Origin of the sequence: Pseudomonas mosselii (genome assembly GCF_005796105.1) — a bacterium.
In the GTDB taxonomy this organism is placed as follows: Bacteria; Pseudomonadota; Gammaproteobacteria; order Pseudomonadales; family Pseudomonadaceae; genus Aquipseudomonas; species Aquipseudomonas mosselii_C.
This window is the reverse complement of the sequence record NZ_VAUO01000001.1, coordinates 185925-204748: the sequence shown is the minus strand read 5'-3', so window position 1 is coordinate 204748 and position 18824 is coordinate 185925. Positions and strand designations below refer to the sequence as shown.

Sequence of the window (18824 nt, the reverse complement as noted above, 5' to 3'; positions counted from 1 at the left end):
CGCCCGAGACATACGCGTACCGCCATGACTGTCGAAGCAACTTGCCCTGCTGTTCGCCCCCGCTCTCGCAGCGTGCGCATCGCCGCCCTGGCGCTGCTGCCAGCGTTCGCCGCCCAGGCCGCGGAGGTAAGCATCGACCCTCACGCCGACCTGTTGTACCGCCAGGCGCTGCCGCTGCTGGAACAGGCCGACCAATTGGATGACAGTCCCAGTCCATTGCGCGCCGCCAACCAGAACGATCCCGAACTGAGCCGTCAAGGCCAGGCCATGGCGCGTACCTTGCCCAGTGCAGTGGCATTGCTGGAGAAGTCCGTGGCGTTAGGCCATCCAGTGGCACAGTATCGCCTGGCGCTGTACTACACCACGTACCTGCCCGCCACGCAGATTGCCGAAGCCGCCTGCCCGCTACTGGAAGCCAGCCTGCATCAGGGTTTCGCGCCGCCAGCACTGGCCATCGCCCACTGGTGCAAACCTTACAATGCCAGCCCGGATTATCGTCAGGCGCTGGAAGCGGTGGCCGGCATGGCGACGCTGTACGCTGCCTACTACCCTCAACCGGCCGCACGTCTGGCGTGCAATCGCGCGCGCCCCAAGGGCCTTGAAATGCAGTGGGGACGCCAACGCGACTACCAGGCCGAGGTATATCGGCTGCTGGGTGACCTCGACCTGCCCCACCGCCAGACCCTGCTGCGCAAGGCCGTGGAGATCAACGGCTGCGTGGACGCGGCGCAGCAGCTCACCAGCAGCCGATAAAGCCCCTTTCACGCATTTGAGCAAGATCGTTCAAGCTTGGCCCAGGCGTCCTCTGGCATGCTGACCTGCCTTGTCGATGTGTTGCCCTGCCTATGACCACCATCGTTGTTGCCCGTCATGCCTTTCTGCGAGGCGCCATCGCCATTGTGCCGCTGTCTCTGGCCGTCGCCCCTTGGGGCCTACTGGCCGGCTCGATGGCCATCGAGGCCAACCTCTCGGCCTGGCAAGGCCAAGGCCTATCGGCCATCGTCTTTGCCGGCGCCGCCCAACTGGTGGCCATCGGAATGCTCAAAGGCGGCGCGAGCCTGGTGTCGATCCTGCTCACGACCTTGCTGCTGACATCTCAGCACCTGCTCTACGGCCTGTCGATGCGCCCGCATCTGTCGGGCTTGCCAACCCGTTGGCGCTTGGGCCTGGGCTTTTTGCTCACCGATGAATTTTTTGCCCTTACCAGCCATCACGACCAGCAGCAGTTCAATCGCTGGTATGCGCTGGGCGTGGGCCTGACGTTCTACGTGGCGTGGAACCTGTTCACCCTAGCCGGCATCGTGCTGGGCCAGAACATCCCACACCTTGACCAACTAGGCCTGGATTTTTCCATCGTCGCCACCTTCGTGGCGCTGATCGCGCCGCGGGTACGCAACCTCTCCACGGTAGTGTGCGTGAGCGTGTCGTTGCTTTGTTCGGTGCTGTTCAGCTACTGGCATTGGGAAACCGCATTAGTGGCGGCTGGCCTGCTAGGTATGAGCGCAGGGTTCGCTTGTCAGAAACATTGCGGAGCGCGTGCATGATCTGGCTACTGATTTTCGCCATGGGCGCGGTGGTATTCCTCAACCGCTACGCCTTTCTCGAACCGCGCCTGCCATTGCGGCTGAGTTCGAACGCCCGGCAGTTCCTGGGCTTCGCCGTGCCCGGCATGCTCACGGCAATCTGCGGACCCATTATCTTCCTGCCTGACCGTCAGCTCGATCTGAGCTTGCTCAACCCCTACCTACTCGGCGCGCTGGTGGCCATAGCCTTGGTTCTGTTGACCCGTAGCGTATTGCTGAGCATGCTGGCGAGCATGTTGATTTTCTTCCTTCTGCGCGGCTGGCTGGCATGACCGCCGTACTGCGCGAACAGGCCCACCTGTGGCAGTCCACGGCGCTCGGCGACGTGGAGATGCTGCATGCGCGCTACCTGCAGCAACGTTTCGCACCGCATGTGCATGAAGGGTATGTGTTCACCGTGATCGAGGCAGGCGCACAGCGCTTCTGGCATCGTGGTGGCGAGCACCTGGCACCGGTCGGCAGCATGGTACTGATCAACCCCGACGAGTTGCACACCGGCGCAACGGCCCACGAGGCCGGTTGGCGCTACAGGGGCTGCTACCCTGAGCCTGCGCGAGTGACCGGGGTGCTTGATGAGCTGGAGCTGGGGCGCCATGGAATGCCGTACTTCAAGGACAGTGTGATCCACGACCCGATCCTGGCCCGCGCCTTCAGCCAGCTGAACCAACGCTGCGAGGCCGGTGCCAGTGCCCTGGAGCAACAGACCGCCTGGCGCCAGGCCGTGCTGGCATTGGTGCAGCGCCACGGCCAACGCCTGGAGCCGGCCACACCCGGCAACGAGCCGCTGGCCGTGGCGCGTGCCCGCGAGTTGCTGGAAAGCCGACTCGCCGAGCCCCCCTCGCTGGAGGACTTGGCAGCTGCCGTTAACCTGTCGCCGTTTCACTTCGCCCGGGTATTTCGCCAAGCCACCGGCCTTGCGCCTCACGCTTGGCTCAAGCAGCGTCGTCTGGCACGAGCGCGGGAGCTGCTACGCAGCGGCTTGCCTGCACTCGCGGTCGCCGTGACCCTGGGCTTTGCTGACCAGAGCCACCTCAGCCGGCAGTTCAAGCAGGCGTATGGTGTGACGCCTGGGACCTATCGACAGGCATGCCTACTCAGCACGGCCGTTCACATTGCACCTACACCTAACAAGCGCACCGTCCGCCCATAACGCTTGCTTCGCAACCTGGAGCAATGACCTGCACCAAGCACTGCTACACTGATCAGGTCGAACGGAGGAGCCCATCATGTCCGAACGAGAAATCACCACGCTCCTGTCTCTGATAAACCAGCGCCAGGCTTGTCTGAGCAGTGCCTGCAAGGAAATCGCCGACTGGATCGACCGCCAAGGCGATATCCCGGTCGCGGGCAAGATCCGCGAAAGCCTGAAGGCGCTCGAGGCCGATGAAGCCAGAGTCCGTCGAACCCTGACGTCACTGACCGTCGATCGCCCACTGCCGCGTTTCCGCTGAGCCCATCGCGAGCATATTCAGCGTGTAGCACTCGCCCGCCCATTCGGCGCGCGAGTTCCTATACCTGACGCTCTCGAACCGCCCCACACCATTGTTGTAGCTGGGCATAATCGCGATAATGGCACTTAGACATCAATCGGGCAGTTGCTACCCTCAGCGCTCCAACGATACGCGGCAGCCTGCCACCGGAGACTGCAACGAAGGTCGGCCAAAGTGGAAGCCCTGCATTCCCACGGCACCGGCCGATAGCGCGCATGCGTAATCCTGCTCATCCTCGACCCCTTCGACCACCACCTGCGGAGCCAGCCCCTGACACAGCCTGACCAGATGATGGAACACCTGGGCTTCAGTCCCCGACTCACGGGCCCTGTGCAGATAACCGCGGTCCACCTTGAGCACGTCCGGGCGAGCCTGGCGCACGAACGCGAGACTGGCAAATCCTGCACCAAAGTCATCAATTGCCACGCGACAGCCCAGTGCCTGAGCCTGGGCGATGAAGGCCAACGCGCGTTCAGGATCTGCTGGCGCGGCACTTTCGGTGATTTCCAGCACCAGCCGCGCAGCGACCTCTGGCCGCTGGCGCAGGCGCGCCCACAGCGGCTGCCAAAGCAAACCATCGCAGGCACTTTGGGCGGACAGGTTGCACCCCAGCTGCAGATCGGGATAGCGCTCCAGGATATCGATAACGCAGCCCAGCACGCTGCGGTCGAGCAGGCCCATGGCTTGCCGGCGCTCCAGAACAGCGATGGGGTTGAAGCCCAAGGGCGGGCCGTCATGGCGCAGCAGGCATTCGTGGTACAGCACACAGGTGGGGTCGCGCCCATCGACCACAGGCTGAAAGGCCAGCATGAAGTGGCTCAAGGCCAGTTGCTGGTAGACCAGGCGTGCACGACGCATGTCATCCCGGTCTTGTACGGGATCTGCATCCAGGGGGGTGTTCATCAGTCTGTTGGCTCCAACGATCAGCCGGCTTCCTGCTGGCAAACACACCGTCCATGTTGGCACGCATGGTCCCATCCACCGACTGGACCGAACAGTGTTCCCCGGCCCTCATCGGTTGTCCCCTGACCCACCCCGGCGGATACTGACCCGCAGGCCCCGTTAGGACCACCACACCTTCGCAGCGAACTAACGCGTTTCCAGGACAGCGTCATGCATACCGTTTCCCGCAGTTACTTCACCACCCTGGCCCAGGCTTTGATCCGTGCTGGCGCCGTCGTCGACCCGCACGACCCGATCCTGGCCGAGAGCGGCCGCCACATTCGTCTGGTGCGGGTATACCAGTGGCTGGAGGAGGTGGTGCAACGCAGCGGCGATGCGGACATCGGCGTGCGCGTGCATGCCCACGCACACCCGGCGATGCTCGGGCAACTGGGCTACGCGGTGATGTCCTGCGCCACGCTGGGGGATGCGCTGGAGCGCTTGGTAAGCCTGCACCCGCTGACCACCAACGGCTCGATCCTGCGCCTTGAACAGAGCGCCGATGAAATGCGGCTGATCGGTTTCGAAGTGGGTCCTTGCGCACCCCGCGTGTTCATCGACGCCGGTGCTGCCATGACCCTGGGCCTGCTGCAATGGCTGACGCCAGCGTGCCGCTTCGTGCCGCTGGAGGTGGAGCTGGCTTATCCAGAGCCTGCCGATACCACGGTGCTGCGCGAGCTGTTCGGCGAACGACTGGTGTTCGGCCGCTCATACAACAGCCTGCGGCTGTCCGCCGAGGTATGCCGCCTGCCACTGCCCACGGCCTCGCCAACGCTGGACCGTTTACACGGGGAATACGCAGCAGCCAGGCTCGAGGAGCGCATCGAAGGTTCAACCACAGCGCGCGTACGCCGTGCCCTCACCGAACAGCTGACCATGGGCCAGCCTACTGCGCTGGAATACCTGTCCGAGCGCCTGCGCCTGAGCCGGCGCAGCCTGCAAAACGCCCTGGAGCGTGAGGGGGTGAGCTACAGCGCCCTGCTTGATGAAGCGCGCCTGACCCAGGCACATAGCTTGCTGCATGACTCCGCACGCAGCATCAAGTACATCGGGGCCACGCTAGGGTTTCGTGACCCGAGCAGCTTTCACAAGGCTTGCCTGCGCTGGTTCGGCGTACCGCCGGGCGAATACCGCAAGTTGCGCGAAGCGACCTAGCGGATAGGTGCACACCTACCCGCCTGCCCTCAGACTCAGTGCATGTGCGCGTGATCTTGCCCGGCTTCGGCGTTGAGGGCGCGTACGCCAGCCTGCACCTGCACGGTTTCTTGCGTGCCATTGGCATCTTCGATGGTCAGGCTCAGCGGCACCTGCTCGCCCTCCTTCACCTGCTGGTTAAGCCCCATCAGCATCACGTGGTAGCCGTTCGGGTCGAGCTTGACCGGCTTGCCGGCCGGCAGATCGACAGCCTTGACTTCACGCATGCCCATCACGTCGCCGTTCATGGTCATCTCGTGTACCTGCACGGTCTTGGCCACCGACGACGCAACGCCCACCAGCTTGCTGTCAGTACTCGCGGTCAAGGTCATGAAGGCACCGGTGGACTGCTGGTGCGGCACGCTGGCGCGCACCCAGGCATCGCTCACGCGGGTCTCGGCGAACGCCGGCAGGGCCAGGCCCAACAGGGCCACGGCTGCCAGGGCACGTTTGATCGGTTGCATCGACATTTAGCAGATCTCCATCAGTGTAAGCAGGTCCTCGGTGCATTCCTTGGCGTTCAGGGAATGACCCAGGCTCAGGCGCAGGGTGCCACGGGTGTCGTAGACATAGCTGGTGGACGAGTGAGAGATGGTGTAGGTATCGCCGGCCGGCACCTTCTCGTAGAACACCTTGAACTCTCGCGCTACTTCGGCAATTTCTTCCGGGGTGCCGGTGAGCGCGACGAAACTCGGGTCAAACGCTTTGACGTAGGCATCCAGCACCTCGGGGGTATCGCGCTCCGGGTCGAGGGTGATGAACACCACCTGGAACAGTTCGCGGTCACGTCCTCTTAGCATGTTGCGGATTTGCACCGCACGCGCGAGCGTAGTCGGACACACTGCCGGGCACTGGGTAAAGCCGAAGAAGATCATCGGCATACTGCCGTAGAAGCTCGACAGGGTGCGCTCGTTGCCTTGGGTATCCTTGAGCTTGAACTTGCGCCCGAGGATCTCGTTGCTCATGTTCTTGCCGTACTTGAAGTCCAGGCCGCGCGCCGGGTTGCAGCCGGCCAACAGGCCCAGCCCCAGAACGCCCATCCCGGCGACGACCGCGCGCCGGGTCAACAGATCAGTCATGGAACCATCCTTTACAGGGAAGGTGCCGGCCCTTGGGGTGGGTCGGCCAGAAAACCGGCGCATTCTGTCATGACACCCCCTGACCATCCACCCGACGCAGGTCAGATCGGGCTACAGCCCTTTGAATACGGGGCGCGACCGGTTGTCGCAGGGATTGAATCCGTAACAGTTTGTTGCTAAGGATCAATGCGCGATTCATCAAACGCATCACGGGGCAAACCTACCCCCACGGGTTGAACGTGGAAGCCGGATTGCCCCGCGAAGGCAGCGAACGCCTTAGTAGTAGGCGTTTTCTTTCTGGGTATGGTCAGTCACGTCACGCACGCCCTTGAGTTCTGGAATACGTTCCAGCAGGGTGCGCTCGATGCCGTCCTTAAGTGTCACGTCAGCCTGGCCACAGCCTTGGCAGCCGCCACCGAACTGAAGCACCGCGATGCCGTCGTCGACCACATCCACCAGGCTGACCTGGCCGCCGTGGCTCGCCAGCCCCGGATTGATTTCGGTCTGCAGGTAGTAGTTGATGCGCTCGTTGATCGGGCTGTCTTCATTGACCATCGGCACTTTGGCGTTCGGTGCCTTGATGGTCAGCTGGCCGCCCATGCGATCGGTGGCGTAGTCCACCAGCGCGTCTTCCAGGAAGGGCACGCTGACAGCGTCGAGGTAGGCCGTGAAACTTTTCAGGCCGACCGGCTCATCGTCAGGCTTTTCTTCGCCCGGCTTGCAGTAGGCGATGCAGGTCTCGGCGTACTGGGTGCCTGGCTGGGTGATGAAAATGCGGATGCCGATGCCAGGCGTGTTCTGCTTGGAGAGCAGATCAGCCAGGTAATCATGCGCGGCGTCGGTAATGGTTATAGCGCTCATGTAAGTTCCTCACAGACTTGTCGGCAGTGTACGCCAACCCGTGCCCCGAACAAAGTCCTAGCATTTGACTCGGGATAGCGCCGACTCAGGTGCCATACCCTGTCGGGCCGCGAAGCCAGCCTTCAGGCGCCGATACAAGCCGCGTTCCAGCCACTGGTAGCTCAACCACGACATTAGTCCGATTGACGGGATGCACAGGGCGAATACGAGGTACGGGTTCAGGCGCAGGCGCTCGCTGGCGAACAACCCCGCGTACAAAACCAGCACGTGGATCAGGTACACCGAGTAGGAACAGTCGCCGAGCGCTTTGAGCACGCGGCTACCCTTGAAATACGGCTCCAGGGCAACGAACGCGAGTACCACCAACGCACTGGGCAGTCCCCAGTGCAACAGGCGCTGGGAGGCGTCCAGTTGGAACAGCGCGAACCCCGCCAGCCCCAGCAGCACCAGTGGCAGGCACACGCCTTCGCGGATCAGGCCCCGGCGATACAGCACGCCTAGACCGATCCCGAGCAGGAATTCGTAGATGATGTCGTTGTTATAGAACCGGCTGAGCACCCCGAGCCGGCCCAGCACCTCGCTCACCAGCAACAACGCCGCGGTCACCAGCAACAGGTGGTGGCGCTGGCGCACCAGGAAGGCCAGGCCGAACAGCAGGTAGAAGAACATCTCGAAATTCAGCGTCCAACCGACGTTGAGGGTCGGGTACAACCCGTAGCCGCCCGGGTTCTCGGCCGGAATGAACAGAAGCGACAGCAGCAGGTGCTGCCATTCGAATACCTGATGCGGCATCCAGCGGCTGGCGACCAGCATCAGCACCGCCATCAGCAAGGTGTAGAACCAATAGGCGGGGACGATGCGCAAGGCGCGGTTGAGCAGAAACTCGCCGGGGGCGATGGCCTTGTCGCGGGTCGAGAGATAGATCACCAGCCCACTGATCACGAAGAAAATGTCCACGCCCACCGCGCCGCGTTCGGCGAACAGCCGGCCAATCGGGCCGCTGGCATGGAAGTCGAAGAAGATCTGCATGAAGTGGTGACAGACCACCACCCAGGCGGCGAATGCCCGGAGAGCCTGGAGCGAATACAGCATGAGTTACCCTGCGGTTTTCGGTGCATTGAAGCCAAGGCAAGTGCGGCCAAGCCGCTGCTGCCTCGAGGATCGCGCGAATCCTCGAGGCGCAGGGTCAGCAGCCCACCCTGGCTATCCACCGTGTCCGACCGCAGTGATGCCGGAAAGGTCAGACGGCCCGATCAGAGGTTCTGGTAGCGATTCATGTCCAACACCCCCGCCTCTACCGGCTCGGTCTCCTTGATGTAGGTAGTCAAGTCATGGAAGTAACGCCAGAACTCGGGGTGGCTGCGGCGCACGCCCCAGCGCATGACGATGCGCTCGAATTTACCGGTATCGTCGCGCGCCGCCTCCAAGTCCTCGACGAATTCCGCGACATCGCTGGCCGGAACATTGAAGATGAAGTTGGGGTAGCTGCTCAGCACGCCGGGGTACAGGGTCAGGGTGTCCAGCCCAGGCTCATAGCGATAGGCCTCACCCAGCAGGAACGCGACGTTGCTGTGGGCGCGGTTGCGCAGCAGGCTGTAGACCTGACGCTCGCCGTTCTTGGCCTCTATGCGCAGCAGGGTCGCCTCAGGCAACTGGCCGATCACCTTCAAGCCAGCAGCCGGACGCGAGACCAGACGGCTCAGCGACTGCTCGACATCGCGGAACACTTCGCTCATCTGCGGCCGCGAGCAATAGGCACCCTGGCAGCGGTTGATCGGGTCGGGGGCGGCATTGAGGCTGGCGCTGCGCTGTAGCAGTTGCAGGCCGAAGTCGCGCTTCGGATCATGCTCGTTCAGCTTCAGCGCGCTCGGGGTGCTGGTGTCGATGTCGGTGTAGTCCATCCACATCTTCACTTTGCCACTATTCTGGTACCAGTCGCTGAGGATATGCCCGCGCCGGTCGGCCGGCATCAGGCGCAGGAAGTTTACCTCGGCGCCATTGCGGATCAAGTCGAAGTACAGGCGCGTCTGCAACTGATGCGACACGTTGCCGAACACGTCGAAGTTCACCGCCAGTTGGTAATAGGTGCGCTCCAGCAGCGGGTAGTCGAACAGCCACAGGGTCAGGGGCACGTCACCGATCAGGCCCTTGGTCACCGAGGCGCTGTCGAAATGGCGGAAAATGGTCAGCAGCGCGTTGTCGTTGCCCGCCCACAGCGTCGACCAGCTCGGCGCCGGCATCTGGGCGTAGGCCTCGCGGCGCAGCGCTTCGTACTCGTTGCGTTTGTCGCGGTAGGCATGCCATAGGCTCAGCACACTGCCCACATCGTCGATCTGCCCCGGCATGGCCAGCAACGGCGTGGCTTCGCTGCGGTACTTGGCGTCGGTGAGGTAACGGTCGTGGGCCGGTTCCTGGAACAAGGCCCAGAAGTTGTCGCGGATCACGTCGGTGGCGATCTGCCCGCGGCAGACCGGGCCACGGATGAAAGTGCGCACGAAATATTCGGCGTTATCCAGCATGAACTGGTAGCGAGCCACCGCCGGAATTGCCTCAAACGTCTCGAACGGATTGGCACGGTGGCGCGGACCGTAGCCAGGCAGCGAGGCGGCGTGCCAGTCGCCGGCGTAGAACAGTTGCTTGACCCGCTTGAGCTTCTGCGGGCCCATTGGGTAGGTGATGTGGGTCTTGTGCACGATCACGCCCTGCACCGGAATCAGGCGATAGTAGAAATCGGTGCCGGGCGGATCGTTCGGGCGGCGGGTGGCGATCAGGTCCACCGGCTGGCCGCTCGGCGTGCGCGAGCGTACCCACTGGAAGAAGTGGCCCTGCTCACCGCCGACGAAATAGATATGCGCCAGGAACAGGTGCTCGTACAACCAACGCCCCACCAGCGCCTCGGTGGAGCCGGGGCGGTTGAGCAATGCCTCCCATTCGCCGATCTGCTGCGCCTCGGTGGCACTGGGCTTGATCGGATTCTTCTCCACCGGCGCACCGGCCGCCAGCCAACGTTGCAGGGTCTGGTACTGCTGGTCGGTCAGGCCGGTCACCGCCAGCGGCATGCCTTCCTTGGGATGCACGCCGGCATAGGCCTCGAACTCGTGGGGCAAAGGGCACATGTTGTTGCGCTCGAGCCCCAGGACGATGTCGTCCGGCAGCTTGGCATTGGGGGTGAGCGGTGCCTGATGGCCCAGTTCGAGCATGCGTGCCATCAGCGCGGCCTGGCTACCCTGTTGGTCCAGTACCGAGTAGAAGCCCTGCTTGCGCCAGCCGGCCTCGTCGTGGGCATCGTAGAACAGCCGCGTGGTGGCCACCGCCTGGCTGCGCTCACCCTGATAGACCGGCACCTTGGACGCGCCGCGCTCGACCCCCTCGGCGCTGCCCAGGTTGAGCTGGCAGGCGGCGTCGTTGCAGGCATGGCACGCCACGCACTTCTCGGTGAAGATCGGTTGAATATCCCGGGCATACGAAATCGCCGGGCTCGATTGGGGGGCCTGCGCGAACGCCGCGCCACTGATCAACAGTGCGAAGGCGCTGGCAAGTATGCGAAGCGACATGTGCCGAAAGTCCTGGTTCTTGAAGCCATCACGATATGCCTGAGCGGGTCCTTGGGTGCTATCGAGCAGGTGCCAACATGAGAGAAATTCATGCAAATTGGCGGTGCGTCTAAAAACCGTGCAGGTTTGTTATTATTCGGCACCTTCTGATATTCGCCCGACCAGGTAGTCCTATGTCCGACCGCAGCGCTCGTTACCAAGCACTCCAGAACGCACTCAAGGAGCGCATCCTGATCCTCGACGGCGGCATGGGTACTATGATCCAGAGTTACCGCCTCGAGGAACACGACTATCGTGGCACGCGTTTCGCCGATTGGCCAAGCGACGTGAAGGGCAATAACGATTTGCTGCTGCTCAGCCGCCCGGATGTGATCGCCGCCATCGAGAAAGCGTACCTGGACGCCGGCGCCGATATCCTCGAAACCAATACCTTCAACGCCACGCAGATCTCGCAAGCCGACTACGGCATGGAATCGCTGGTCTATGAGCTGAACGTCGAAGGTGCGCGCATCGCCCGCCAGGTGGCCGACGCCAAGACCCGCGAAACCCCCGACAAACCGCGCTTCGTCGCCGGGGTGCTCGGCCCGACCAGCCGGACCTGCTCGATTTCTCCCGACGTCAACGATCCGGGCTATCGCAACGTCACGTTCGATGAACTGGTGGAAAACTACGTCGAGGCGACCCGCGGGCTGATCGAAGGCGGCGCCGACCTGATCCTGATCGAGACCATCTTCGACACGCTCAACGCCAAGGCGGCGATCTTCGCCGTGCAACAGGTGTTCGAAGAGGACCGCGTCGAGCTGCCGATCATGATCTCCGGCACCATCACCGACGCCTCCGGCCGCACCCTGTCCGGGCAGACCACCGAAGCCTTCTGGAACTCGGTGCGCCACGCCAAGCCGATCTCCGTCGGCCTGAACTGCGCCCTGGGCGCCAAGGACTTGCGTCCTTACCTGGAAGAACTCTCCGGCAAGGCCGACACCCACGTTTCGGCCCACCCCAACGCTGGCCTGCCCAACGCCTTCGGCGAATATGACGAGACCCCGGCCGAAATGGCGGCAGTGGTCGAGGAGTTCGCTGCCAGCGGCTTCCTGAACATCATCGGCGGCTGCTGCGGCACCACCCCAGCGCATATCCAGGCCATCGCCGAGGCCGTGGCCAAGTATCCGCCGCGGGCCATCCCGGATATCCCCAAGGCTTGCCGCCTGTCGGGCCTGGAGCCGTTCACCATCGATCGCCAGTCGCTGTTCGTCAACGTCGGCGAGCGCACCAACATCACCGGTTCCGCCAAGTTCGCCCGACTGATCCGCGAGGAGAACTACACCGAAGCGCTGGAGGTGGCCCTGCAGCAAGTCGAGGCTGGCGCCCAGGTGATCGACATCAACATGGACGAAGGGATGCTCGACTCCCAGGCGGCCATGGTCCGCTTCCTCAACCTGATCGCCGGCGAGCCGGATATCTCCCGCGTACCGATCATGATCGACTCTTCCAAGTGGGAAGTCATCGAAGCGGGCCTGAAGTGCATCCAGGGCAAGGGCATCGTCAACTCGATCTCCATGAAAGAAGGCGTCGAGCAATTCAAGCACCACGCCCGCCTGTGCAAGCGCTATGGCGCCGCCGTGGTGGTCATGGCCTTCGACGAAGTCGGCCAGGCCGATACCGCCGCACGCAAGAAAGAAATCTGCCAGCGCAGCTACGACATCCTGGTCCATGAAGTGGGCTTCCCAGCAGAAGACATCATCTTCGACCCGAACATTTTCGCCGTGGCCACCGGTATCGAAGAACACAACAACTATGCCGTGGACTTCATCGAGGCCTGTGCCTACATCCGCGACCACTTGCCCCACGCCCTGAGTTCAGGCGGCGTGTCCAACGTGTCGTTCTCGTTCCGCGGCAACAACCCGGTGCGCGAGGCGATCCACTCGGTCTTCCTCTACCACGCCATCGGCAACGGCCTGACCATGGGTATCGTCAACGCCGGCCAACTCGAGATCTACGACGAGATCCCCGCCGAGCTGCGCGAGAAAGTCGAAGATGTGGTTCTCAACCGCACCCCCGAAGGCACCGACGCCCTGCTGGCCATCGCCGACGACTACAAGGGCGGCGGCGCGGCCAAGGAAGTGGAGAACGAAGCCTGGCGCTCGTTGCCGGTCGACAAGCGCCTGGAGCATGCCTTGGTCAAGGGCATCACCGCGCACATCGTCGAAGACACCGAAGAGTGCCGCCAGCAATGCGCACGCCCCATCGAGGTCATCGAAGGCCCGCTGATGAGCGGCATGAACGTGGTCGGCGACCTGTTCGGCGCCGGCAAGATGTTCCTGCCGCAGGTGGTCAAGTCAGCCCGCGTGATGAAGCAGGCCGTGGCGCACCTGATCCCCTTCATCGAGGCAGAAAAAGGCGACAAGCCAGAGGCCAAGGGCAAGATCCTCATGGCCACGGTCAAGGGCGACGTGCACGACATCGGCAAAAACATCGTTGGCGTGGTGCTGGGCTGCAACGGCTATGACATCGTCGACCTCGGCGTGATGGTACCGGCCGAGAAGATCCTGCAGACTGCCCGCGAGCAGAACTGCGACATCATCGGTCTGTCCGGGCTGATCACCCCTTCGCTGGACGAAATGGTCCACGTAGCCCGCGAAATGCAGCGTCAGGGCTTCAACCTGCCGTTGATGATCGGCGGCGCCACCACCTCCAAGGCCCACACGGCGGTGAAGATCGAACCCAAGTACACCAACGATGCCGTGATCTACGTCACCGATGCCTCGCGCGCGGTCGGTGTGGCCACGCAGTTGCTGTCCAAGGAACTGAAAGCCGGCTTCGTCGAAAGGACCCGTGCCGAGTATGTCGAGGTGCGCGAGCGCACCGCCAACCGCAGCGCCCGCACCGAGCGCCTGAGCTACGCCCAGGCCATCGCTGCCAAGCCGAAGTACGACTGGGCCAGCTACCAGCCGGCAAAACCTGCCTTCACCGGCGTCAAGGTGCTGGACAACATCGACCTGCGCGAGCTGGCCGCCTACATCGACTGGACGCCGTTCTTCATTTCCTGGGACTTGGCTGGCAAGTTCCCACGCATCCTCACCGACGAAGTGGTCGGCGAAGCCGCTACGGCGCTGTACCAGGATGCCCGTGAGATGCTCGACAAGCTGATCGACGAAAAGCTTATCAGTGCCCGCGCGGTATTCGGCTTCTGGCCGGCCAACCAGGTCAACCATGACGATATCGAAGTCTACGCTGACGATGGCGCGACCCTGGCCACCCTGCATCACCTGCGCCAACAGACCATCAAGCCCGACGGCAAGCCCAACTGGTCGTTGGCCGACTTCGTGGCGCCCAAGGACAGCGGCGTGACCGACTATGTCGGTGGTTTCATCACCACCGCTGGCATCGGTGCCGAAGAAGTCGCCAAGGCCTACCAGGACAAGGGCGACGACTACAGCTCGATCATGGTCAAGGCGCTGGCCGACCGCCTGGCCGAAGCCTGCGCCGAATGGCTGCACGAGCGGGTGCGCAAAGAGCACTGGGGTTATGCCAAGGACGAGCACCTGGACAACGAAGCGCTGATCAAGGAGCAGTACAGCGGTATCCGCCCTGCTCCCGGCTACCCAGCCTGCCCGGATCACACCGAGAAGGAAACGCTGTTCCGCCTGCTCGATGGCAGCGCGATCGGCGAAACCGGCCCGAGCGGGGTGTTCCTCACCGAGCACTTCGCCATGTTCCCGGCAGCTGCCGTGAGCGGCTGGTACTTCGCCCACCCGCAGGCGCAGTACTTTGCCGTGGGCAAGGTAGACAAGGACCAGATCGAGCAATACAGCGCGCGCAAAGGCCAGGAGGTCAGCCTGAGCGAGCGCTGGCTGGCGCCGAACCTGGGCTACGACAGCTGATTGAGTCGAGCAAACCCATCCCCACAGGCTCGGCGCATGCGATTCCTGTGGGTGGGCAACGCGGTGTATGGCACCGGCTGCGCCGGTGTTCGCGGCTAAAGACGCTCTCATAGAACTACATATAACTTGTTGATTTAGCAGAGACCTGTGGGAGCGGGTTTACCCGCGAACACCGGCGCAGCCGGTGCCATACACCGAGTCGCCTGCTTCGCGGGTAAATCGGGGCGCCGAACCGCCACTCCCACAGGGTACGCTGCGCGCTTGCGAAATCAGTTCTCTGCGCGACAGCGCAGCCCTTAAGGGCTGGGTGATCTCCTACAGAGGCAGCGTTGGATTCACTCACATCAGCGCTGGCTGGCCAACGCCGGCTTTTCCTGCTCGCGGATCACCAGCAACTGATACTGCGGGTCGGCCTTGATCTGCGCCTCGGTGAACGGAATCGGCGCCAATTGCCCTGCCGCGAAGGCCTGGGTCTGATCGGCGAAATGCCTGGAAGCCGCCTCGCTCGACAGCGAGAACGCCAGCAGGCCTTCAGCCTTGGGCCCCTGCTCGGTGAAGCTGACCACCTGCAAGTAACTCGAACCACTGACCACCAGGCGCTTGCCCGGCGCCACCGGCACGCTGAGCATCGCGTTGTACACCCCAAGCTCCTGCGGCCCGCCTGGCACCGGGATGCCGCTCATGGCCTGCTGCACCTGGCCCCAGCGCGTATCGTCTGTCAGGCCATCCGCCTTCACGCGTTCCAGGGACGCCAGCGCCGCCTCGCGCAGCCACTGGCGTACCGCCGCCTGCTCAACCGCAAGACCACGCGGGGTGTGCAGCGGGTCGGCTGGATCGAACGCCACGCGCCAGCTCTCTGGATGCTTGGCCAAGGCCGCCGCGATGTGCTGGAAGTGCACCAGGCCAAGTCCGGCCTGCACGTCGGCTTTGCCGTCCCAAGCCTGAATGCTGGCGCACAGCGCCTTGAGGTCGCTTTGCACGCCCTGGCACCAATGCAGCAAGTCCGGCCGCAGCAAGCTAGCCAGGTACACCTCGTCATCGAACACCATGCGCTGCAAATCGGCCGCGGCCAGCTTGGCGTTGCCCTGCAAACGCTGCAAGGCAAAGCGGCTGCGCAAGCCCAACGGCTGGTCGGCACGGCTGACCAGTGGCGAGAAGCCGGTCAGCGGCGCGCTGGGGTTGGCCTGCCAGGCCGAGTCATTGGCATGCTGGACGAAATCACGACGCTCAAGGCTGGGCAGCAAACGGGCGGGAAAGATGCCCGGCTGAGCGGCCTGCGGATCGACTTTCCATTGGCACGCACTGCGCGAACCGTCGAGCACCACCAGCGGCCCACGCAAGCCCGGGTTGCCGCACTGCGCCAGCAAGGCCTGGTCCACGAAAGGCACCACGGACTGATTCAGGTACAAGGTGCTGCCGCTGTCATCCACAGCCAGGGTGTTGACCCAGGGGATCCCTTGCAATTGACCGACCGAGGCTTTAAGCGCCTGGAGACTATCGGCGCGGTTGATCTGGTACCACTGCTGCAACACCCGCGTGTTGTCCAGGTTGGCGTCACGCAGGCTGTAGGCAGCCTGTGCATCCCAGTCAAGGCGGCCAGGCCATTGCACTACTGGGCCGAACCGCGACAGGTACAACACCCGCTCGACCGTTTGCAGACTACCCGCCTCGCCCTTGACCAGGACGCTGACCTTGTATCGTTCAAGCGGCAGCGACTGGCCATCGAACAGGTAGCGGGTCGAATCCCTAGGGTCCATCTGCAGGCGGTACAGCGTGAAATGCTTGGAAGTATCGACAGTATGGGTCCAGGCCAGGTGCTGGTTGAAACCGATGTTGATCATCGGCAAGCCCGGCAACGCAGCCCCCATGACATCCAGTTGGCCTGGAATGGTCAACTGCATCTGATAGAAACGCATGCCGCCCATCCACGGAAAGTGCGGATTGGCCAGCAGCAGACCACGGCCCGAAGCTGCACGCTCGGCGCCAATCGCCACGGCGTTACTGCCACGGGCCTGGGCGAAATGCTCCTGGCGCGCCAGGGCTTGCCCATAGTCGACGGCAGGCCGCTGCGCCGCCAACGTCGGCGGCGTCGCCGCGACCACGGCCTCGGCGAACTGCCCCACGCCCCCCTCGCTCAACAGACGTCGGGTGAGCTTGACCAAGTCCTGGCTGCTGATCGGGCGCACCCAGTCGCCGTTGCCGCACTCAGCAGGCAAGCCCTGGGCACGACGCTCGCCCAGGGCTCGGTTGTAACCTGCTGCGTAGCCGCCCAACAGGTCGCGCACAGCGCTTGGCTGCGCCTGGAGGAATTCTTCGACCGCTGCCGGGCGGTTGAGCCAGGTGAAGAACAGGTCGCTGGGCAGGTTGTCGCGCTGGTCGGTGGTCTTGCTGTCGGCGCCAAAATACCGGGAACGCTCGCCATTGACCGTCAGCACCTCGTCGGCCAGCAGGCACAGGTTGTCCTGGGCGTAGGCATAGCCGATGCCGTAGCCCAGGCTGCGTTCGTCCTTGGCCAAGATGTGCGGGGTGCCGAAACGGGTGCGGCGGATCTCTGCCGAAGCATCGCCGACCGTTTCCTGGGCTTGGCTGGCAAGACTCGAAGCTGCCAGCGCAGCGACAAGGCACACGCGCAAAACAGCAGATGAAGAAAGGTTCACAGGCACTCCTCGTGCGCATCGGGGATCATCCCGATCAGACGAATAGCTTGATGAAAATTTTACGCCTTTGCCGGGTTGGCAACGTCTTGAACAAGGCGTGCCGGTTTTTTTTCACCAAGGCCTGCAGTTTTACCGTTCCCATTCGTCTTAAGTAGTGAGGCACCCCTGTTTTTGGGACAGTCCACGAAAAGGAGCATTCACAATGTACAACCCGCACCCTTCGCTGCAGACGCCGCCAAACCCAGCAGCCATGCCCTGTGCGCAGAACGAGCGCGTGGGCAATGAGCAGATTCGCGAGCTGCTGCGCACGTTCGGCCTGCGCACCAGTCTTATTCGCCTGAAAGTGATCGATGCCCTGCACAAGGCTGACCGCGATGGTCGCAGCATCGGCGTGCGTGGCGTGCATGCCCAGCTTGAACAGCTGGACATCCCGCTGTCGTTCCTGAGCGTGCGCGAGGTGCTCAAACGGCTGTGCGCCGAAGGCGTGATCAGCCTGGGCAACGACAAGTGCTACAGCCTCAACCCGCAGGCCAAGGCCGTCCTCGAACAACCCGCCGCGCGCTGAGTGCGCGGCCGGCCGCTGTCAGCCGGCCCTCACCCGTCAGGGCTTGACCTTACGCCGCAGGATCCCGTTGATCACCACCACGACCACCGCGATGGCAATGGCGAAGTACTGGAATGTCTGCTCGCTGATAGTGCCCTGCTTCTGCAGGTAACTCAGCCCGAGCATCATGCCCAGGACCACCACAATGATCAGGATCGAATATTTCAGGCGCTGCACGTGTGTCATCGAAGGTTCCTTGCAACATCAGGGACATGTGGCTCCTTGGGAGCCGGCGCCATGATACCGCGCAGCCAGCCGAGACGCTGACTTTCCTGCCCGAATACCCCGGTAGGTTGGCCAGCATGGCGTACGGTCAGACGACTGTCATAGGGTATGCACCCACTTCGCCATCATGGAACGCCTTCTCTGGATGTTTAGCGGCTTGCACGCCTTGAGCTGGTGTTTTTCCTACAACGCGTGAAAACAATCCCTGCGAACGCCGAGCGTTTGTGGCTACAACTCCCGGCCCGATTCGCGCCTAGCGACGGTTTCTGATGCTGTTCGAAAATCCAATCAAGCCACCGGGTCCTCCCGGCGACGTTCAGACACACCCCTGCGGTGCGTCCCCCACACAGCAGAAGGAAGCCTTGCATGGAAACGCCCGATCTCAACAATATCGATGTCAGCCTGTTGCCCCACTCTCTGCAATCGCTGATCGAATGTATCGGCCTGGAAAACGCCTACCACCTGACGTGCGCATTCGGCGGTCGTCCCAAGTACATTCCCAAGCATCGCGAGCGCACCAAACTGGCCGACGTCCTGCCGGCCGAGGCACTCGATGCGCTGATCAAGCGCTATGCCGGCATGGCCCTGGAAATTCCCAAGGCCGACCATTTCCAGCGTCAGCTACGCAACCTGCAGATTCAGAAAGAAAGCGCCAACGGCCTGTCACGTAGCCTGCTGGCTGACAAGTACGGCCTGAGCTTGCGCCAGATCGGCAACATCCGCCGCCTGGAATGCCCTGCCCGTTGAACCGCGC

17 protein-coding genes are annotated in these 18824 nt (G+C 63.0%); 9 read left to right on the top strand and 8 right to left on the bottom strand.

The genetic code is table 11. From position 1 onward, the window contains the following. Positions 1–24: 24 nt before the first annotated feature. The 5 genes from FEM01_RS01005 (at position 25) to FEM01_RS00985 (ending at position 3034) form a co-directional block, all read left to right on the top strand. A complete protein-coding gene (locus FEM01_RS01005; RefSeq protein WP_240791696.1) occupies positions 25–753 on the top strand; it encodes a sel1 repeat family protein in 729 nt (242 codons plus the stop codon). A 92-nt stretch (positions 754–845) separates the two neighbouring features. Further along, positions 846–1544, top strand: a complete 699-nt coding sequence (locus tag FEM01_RS01000) for an AzlC family ABC transporter permease (RefSeq protein ID WP_138217426.1) — start codon at positions 846–848, stop codon at positions 1542–1544. Further along, positions 1541–1855 (top strand): AzlD domain-containing protein, encoded by a 315-nt coding sequence (locus FEM01_RS00995; RefSeq protein ID WP_138217425.1) that lies wholly within the window; start codon positions 1541–1543, stop codon positions 1853–1855. Before FEM01_RS01000 ends, FEM01_RS00995 begins: the two co-directional genes overlap by 4 nt. After that, positions 1852–2733: an AraC family transcriptional regulator gene (locus tag FEM01_RS00990; protein ID WP_138217424.1), complete on the top strand. Its 882-nt coding sequence runs from the start codon at positions 1852–1854 to the stop codon at positions 2731–2733. Before FEM01_RS00995 ends, FEM01_RS00990 begins: the two co-directional genes overlap by 4 nt. 76 nt (positions 2734–2809) lie before the next feature. Then, a complete protein-coding gene (locus FEM01_RS00985; protein WP_138217423.1) occupies positions 2810–3034 on the top strand; it encodes a hypothetical protein in 225 nt (74 codons plus the stop codon). Positions 3035–3187: 153 nt separating this feature from the next. Here the strand turns inward: FEM01_RS00985 and FEM01_RS00980 are convergent, their stop codons facing one another. After that, positions 3188–3976, bottom strand: a complete 789-nt coding sequence (locus FEM01_RS00980) for an EAL domain-containing protein (RefSeq protein WP_240791695.1) — start codon at positions 3974–3976, stop codon at positions 3188–3190. 210 nt (positions 3977–4186) lie between these two features. Here FEM01_RS00980 and FEM01_RS00975 point away from each other — a divergent pair, with 210 nt between their 5' ends. Then, positions 4187–5170, top strand: coding sequence for an AraC family transcriptional regulator (locus tag FEM01_RS00975; RefSeq protein WP_138217422.1), 984 nt, complete (start codon positions 4187–4189; stop codon positions 5168–5170). 35 nt (positions 5171–5205) lie between these two features. Here the strand turns inward: FEM01_RS00975 and FEM01_RS00970 are convergent, their stop codons facing one another. The 5 genes from FEM01_RS00970 to FEM01_RS00950 all read right to left on the bottom strand — a co-directional run bounded on the left by FEM01_RS00970 (position 5206) and on the right by FEM01_RS00950 (position 10703). Beyond that, the gene (locus FEM01_RS00970; RefSeq protein WP_138217421.1) at positions 5206–5679 is read right to left on the bottom strand and encodes a copper chaperone PCu(A)C; all 474 of its coding nucleotides are present in this window, start codon (positions 5677–5679) and stop codon (positions 5206–5208) included. Next, positions 5680–6288, bottom strand: coding sequence for an SCO family protein (locus tag FEM01_RS00965; protein ID WP_138217420.1), 609 nt, complete (start codon positions 6286–6288; stop codon positions 5680–5682). It abuts the gene before it with no gap. A 276-nt stretch (positions 6289–6564) separates the two neighbouring features. Then, positions 6565–7149 carry a Fe-S biogenesis protein NfuA gene (gene nfuA, locus FEM01_RS00960; protein ID WP_138217419.1) on the bottom strand — a complete coding sequence of 195 codons (585 nt, stop codon included), beginning with the start codon at positions 7147–7149 and terminating at the stop codon, positions 6565–6567. A 57-nt stretch (positions 7150–7206) separates the two neighbouring features. Next, positions 7207–8241: an acyltransferase family protein gene (locus FEM01_RS00955; RefSeq protein ID WP_138217418.1), complete on the bottom strand. Its 1035-nt coding sequence runs from the start codon at positions 8239–8241 to the stop codon at positions 7207–7209. Positions 8242–8402: 161 nt separating this feature from the next. Then, on the bottom strand, positions 8403–10703 hold the full coding sequence (locus FEM01_RS00950; RefSeq protein WP_138217417.1) for a fatty acid cis/trans isomerase: 2301 nt from the start codon (positions 10701–10703) through the stop codon (positions 8403–8405). Positions 10704–10876: 173 nt separating this feature from the next. Between FEM01_RS00950 and metH the strand changes: the two genes are divergently transcribed. Next, positions 10877–14584, top strand: coding sequence for a methionine synthase (gene metH, locus FEM01_RS00945; RefSeq protein ID WP_138217416.1), 3708 nt, complete (start codon positions 10877–10879; stop codon positions 14582–14584). Between the two features lie 344 nt (positions 14585–14928). Here metH and FEM01_RS00935 read toward each other — a convergent pair whose 3' ends face one another. Continuing rightward, positions 14929–17241 carry an acylase gene (locus FEM01_RS00935; RefSeq protein ID WP_138217415.1) on the bottom strand — a complete coding sequence of 771 codons (2313 nt, stop codon included), beginning with the start codon at positions 17239–17241 and terminating at the stop codon, positions 14929–14931. A gap of 202 nt (positions 17242–17443) precedes the next feature. On the opposite strand from FEM01_RS00935, the gene FEM01_RS00930 reads away from it, so the two are divergent. Further along, the gene (locus tag FEM01_RS00930) at positions 17444–17806 is read left to right on the top strand and encodes a fe2+ zn2+ uptake regulation protein (protein ID WP_138217414.1); all 363 of its coding nucleotides are present in this window, start codon (positions 17444–17446) and stop codon (positions 17804–17806) included. A gap of 36 nt (positions 17807–17842) precedes the next feature. On the opposite strand, the gene FEM01_RS00925 is transcribed toward FEM01_RS00930, so the two are convergent. Beyond that, complete coding sequence (locus FEM01_RS00925; RefSeq protein ID WP_138217413.1) at positions 17843–18031, bottom strand: hypothetical protein; 189 nt, start codon at positions 18029–18031, stop codon at positions 17843–17845. 405 nt (positions 18032–18436) lie between these two features. On the opposite strand from FEM01_RS00925, the gene FEM01_RS00920 reads away from it, so the two are divergent. Beyond that, entirely contained in the window at positions 18437–18817 is a 381-nt protein-coding gene (locus tag FEM01_RS00920) for a Mor transcription activator family protein (RefSeq protein ID WP_138217412.1), read from the top strand. The last annotated feature ends 7 nt before the right edge of the window (positions 18818–18824 follow it).

What these genes read in the sequence shown, in the direction of transcription:
- FEM01_RS00955 (WP_138217418.1), bottom strand. Translation starts at nt 8,241, where the DNA reads ATGCTGTATTCGCTCCAGGCTCTCCGGGCATTCGCCGCCTGGGTGGTG.
- FEM01_RS00980 (WP_240791695.1), bottom strand. Translation starts at nt 3,976, where the DNA reads ATGAACACCCCCCTGGATGCAGATCCCGTACAAGACCGGGATGACATG.
- FEM01_RS00950 (WP_138217417.1), bottom strand. Translation starts at nt 10,703, where the DNA reads ATGTCGCTTCGCATACTTGCCAGCGCCTTCGCACTGTTGATCAGTGGC.
- FEM01_RS00990 (WP_138217424.1), top strand. Translation starts at nt 1,852, where the DNA reads ATGACCGCCGTACTGCGCGAACAGGCCCACCTGTGGCAGTCCACGGCG.
- FEM01_RS00975 (WP_138217422.1), top strand. Translation starts at nt 4,187, where the DNA reads ATGCATACCGTTTCCCGCAGTTACTTCACCACCCTGGCCCAGGCTTTG.
- FEM01_RS01000 (WP_138217426.1), top strand. Translation starts at nt 846, where the DNA reads ATGACCACCATCGTTGTTGCCCGTCATGCCTTTCTGCGAGGCGCCATC.
- FEM01_RS01005 (WP_240791696.1), top strand. Translation starts at nt 25, where the DNA reads ATGACTGTCGAAGCAACTTGCCCTGCTGTTCGCCCCCGCTCTCGCAGC.
- FEM01_RS00970 (WP_138217421.1), bottom strand. Translation starts at nt 5,679, where the DNA reads ATGTCGATGCAACCGATCAAACGTGCCCTGGCAGCCGTGGCCCTGTTG.
- FEM01_RS00995 (WP_138217425.1), top strand. Translation starts at nt 1,541, where the DNA reads ATGATCTGGCTACTGATTTTCGCCATGGGCGCGGTGGTATTCCTCAAC.
- FEM01_RS00965 (WP_138217420.1), bottom strand. Translation starts at nt 6,288, where the DNA reads ATGACTGATCTGTTGACCCGGCGCGCGGTCGTCGCCGGGATGGGCGTT.
- FEM01_RS00925 (WP_138217413.1), bottom strand. Translation starts at nt 18,031, where the DNA reads ATGACACACGTGCAGCGCCTGAAATATTCGATCCTGATCATTGTGGTG.
- FEM01_RS00930 (WP_138217414.1), top strand. Translation starts at nt 17,444, where the DNA reads ATGTACAACCCGCACCCTTCGCTGCAGACGCCGCCAAACCCAGCAGCC.
- FEM01_RS00920 (WP_138217412.1), top strand. Translation starts at nt 18,437, where the DNA reads ATGGAAACGCCCGATCTCAACAATATCGATGTCAGCCTGTTGCCCCAC.
- metH (WP_138217416.1), top strand. Translation starts at nt 10,877, where the DNA reads ATGTCCGACCGCAGCGCTCGTTACCAAGCACTCCAGAACGCACTCAAG.
- nfuA (WP_138217419.1), bottom strand. Translation starts at nt 7,149, where the DNA reads ATGAGCGCTATAACCATTACCGACGCCGCGCATGATTACCTGGCTGAT.
- FEM01_RS00985 (WP_138217423.1), top strand. Translation starts at nt 2,810, where the DNA reads ATGTCCGAACGAGAAATCACCACGCTCCTGTCTCTGATAAACCAGCGC.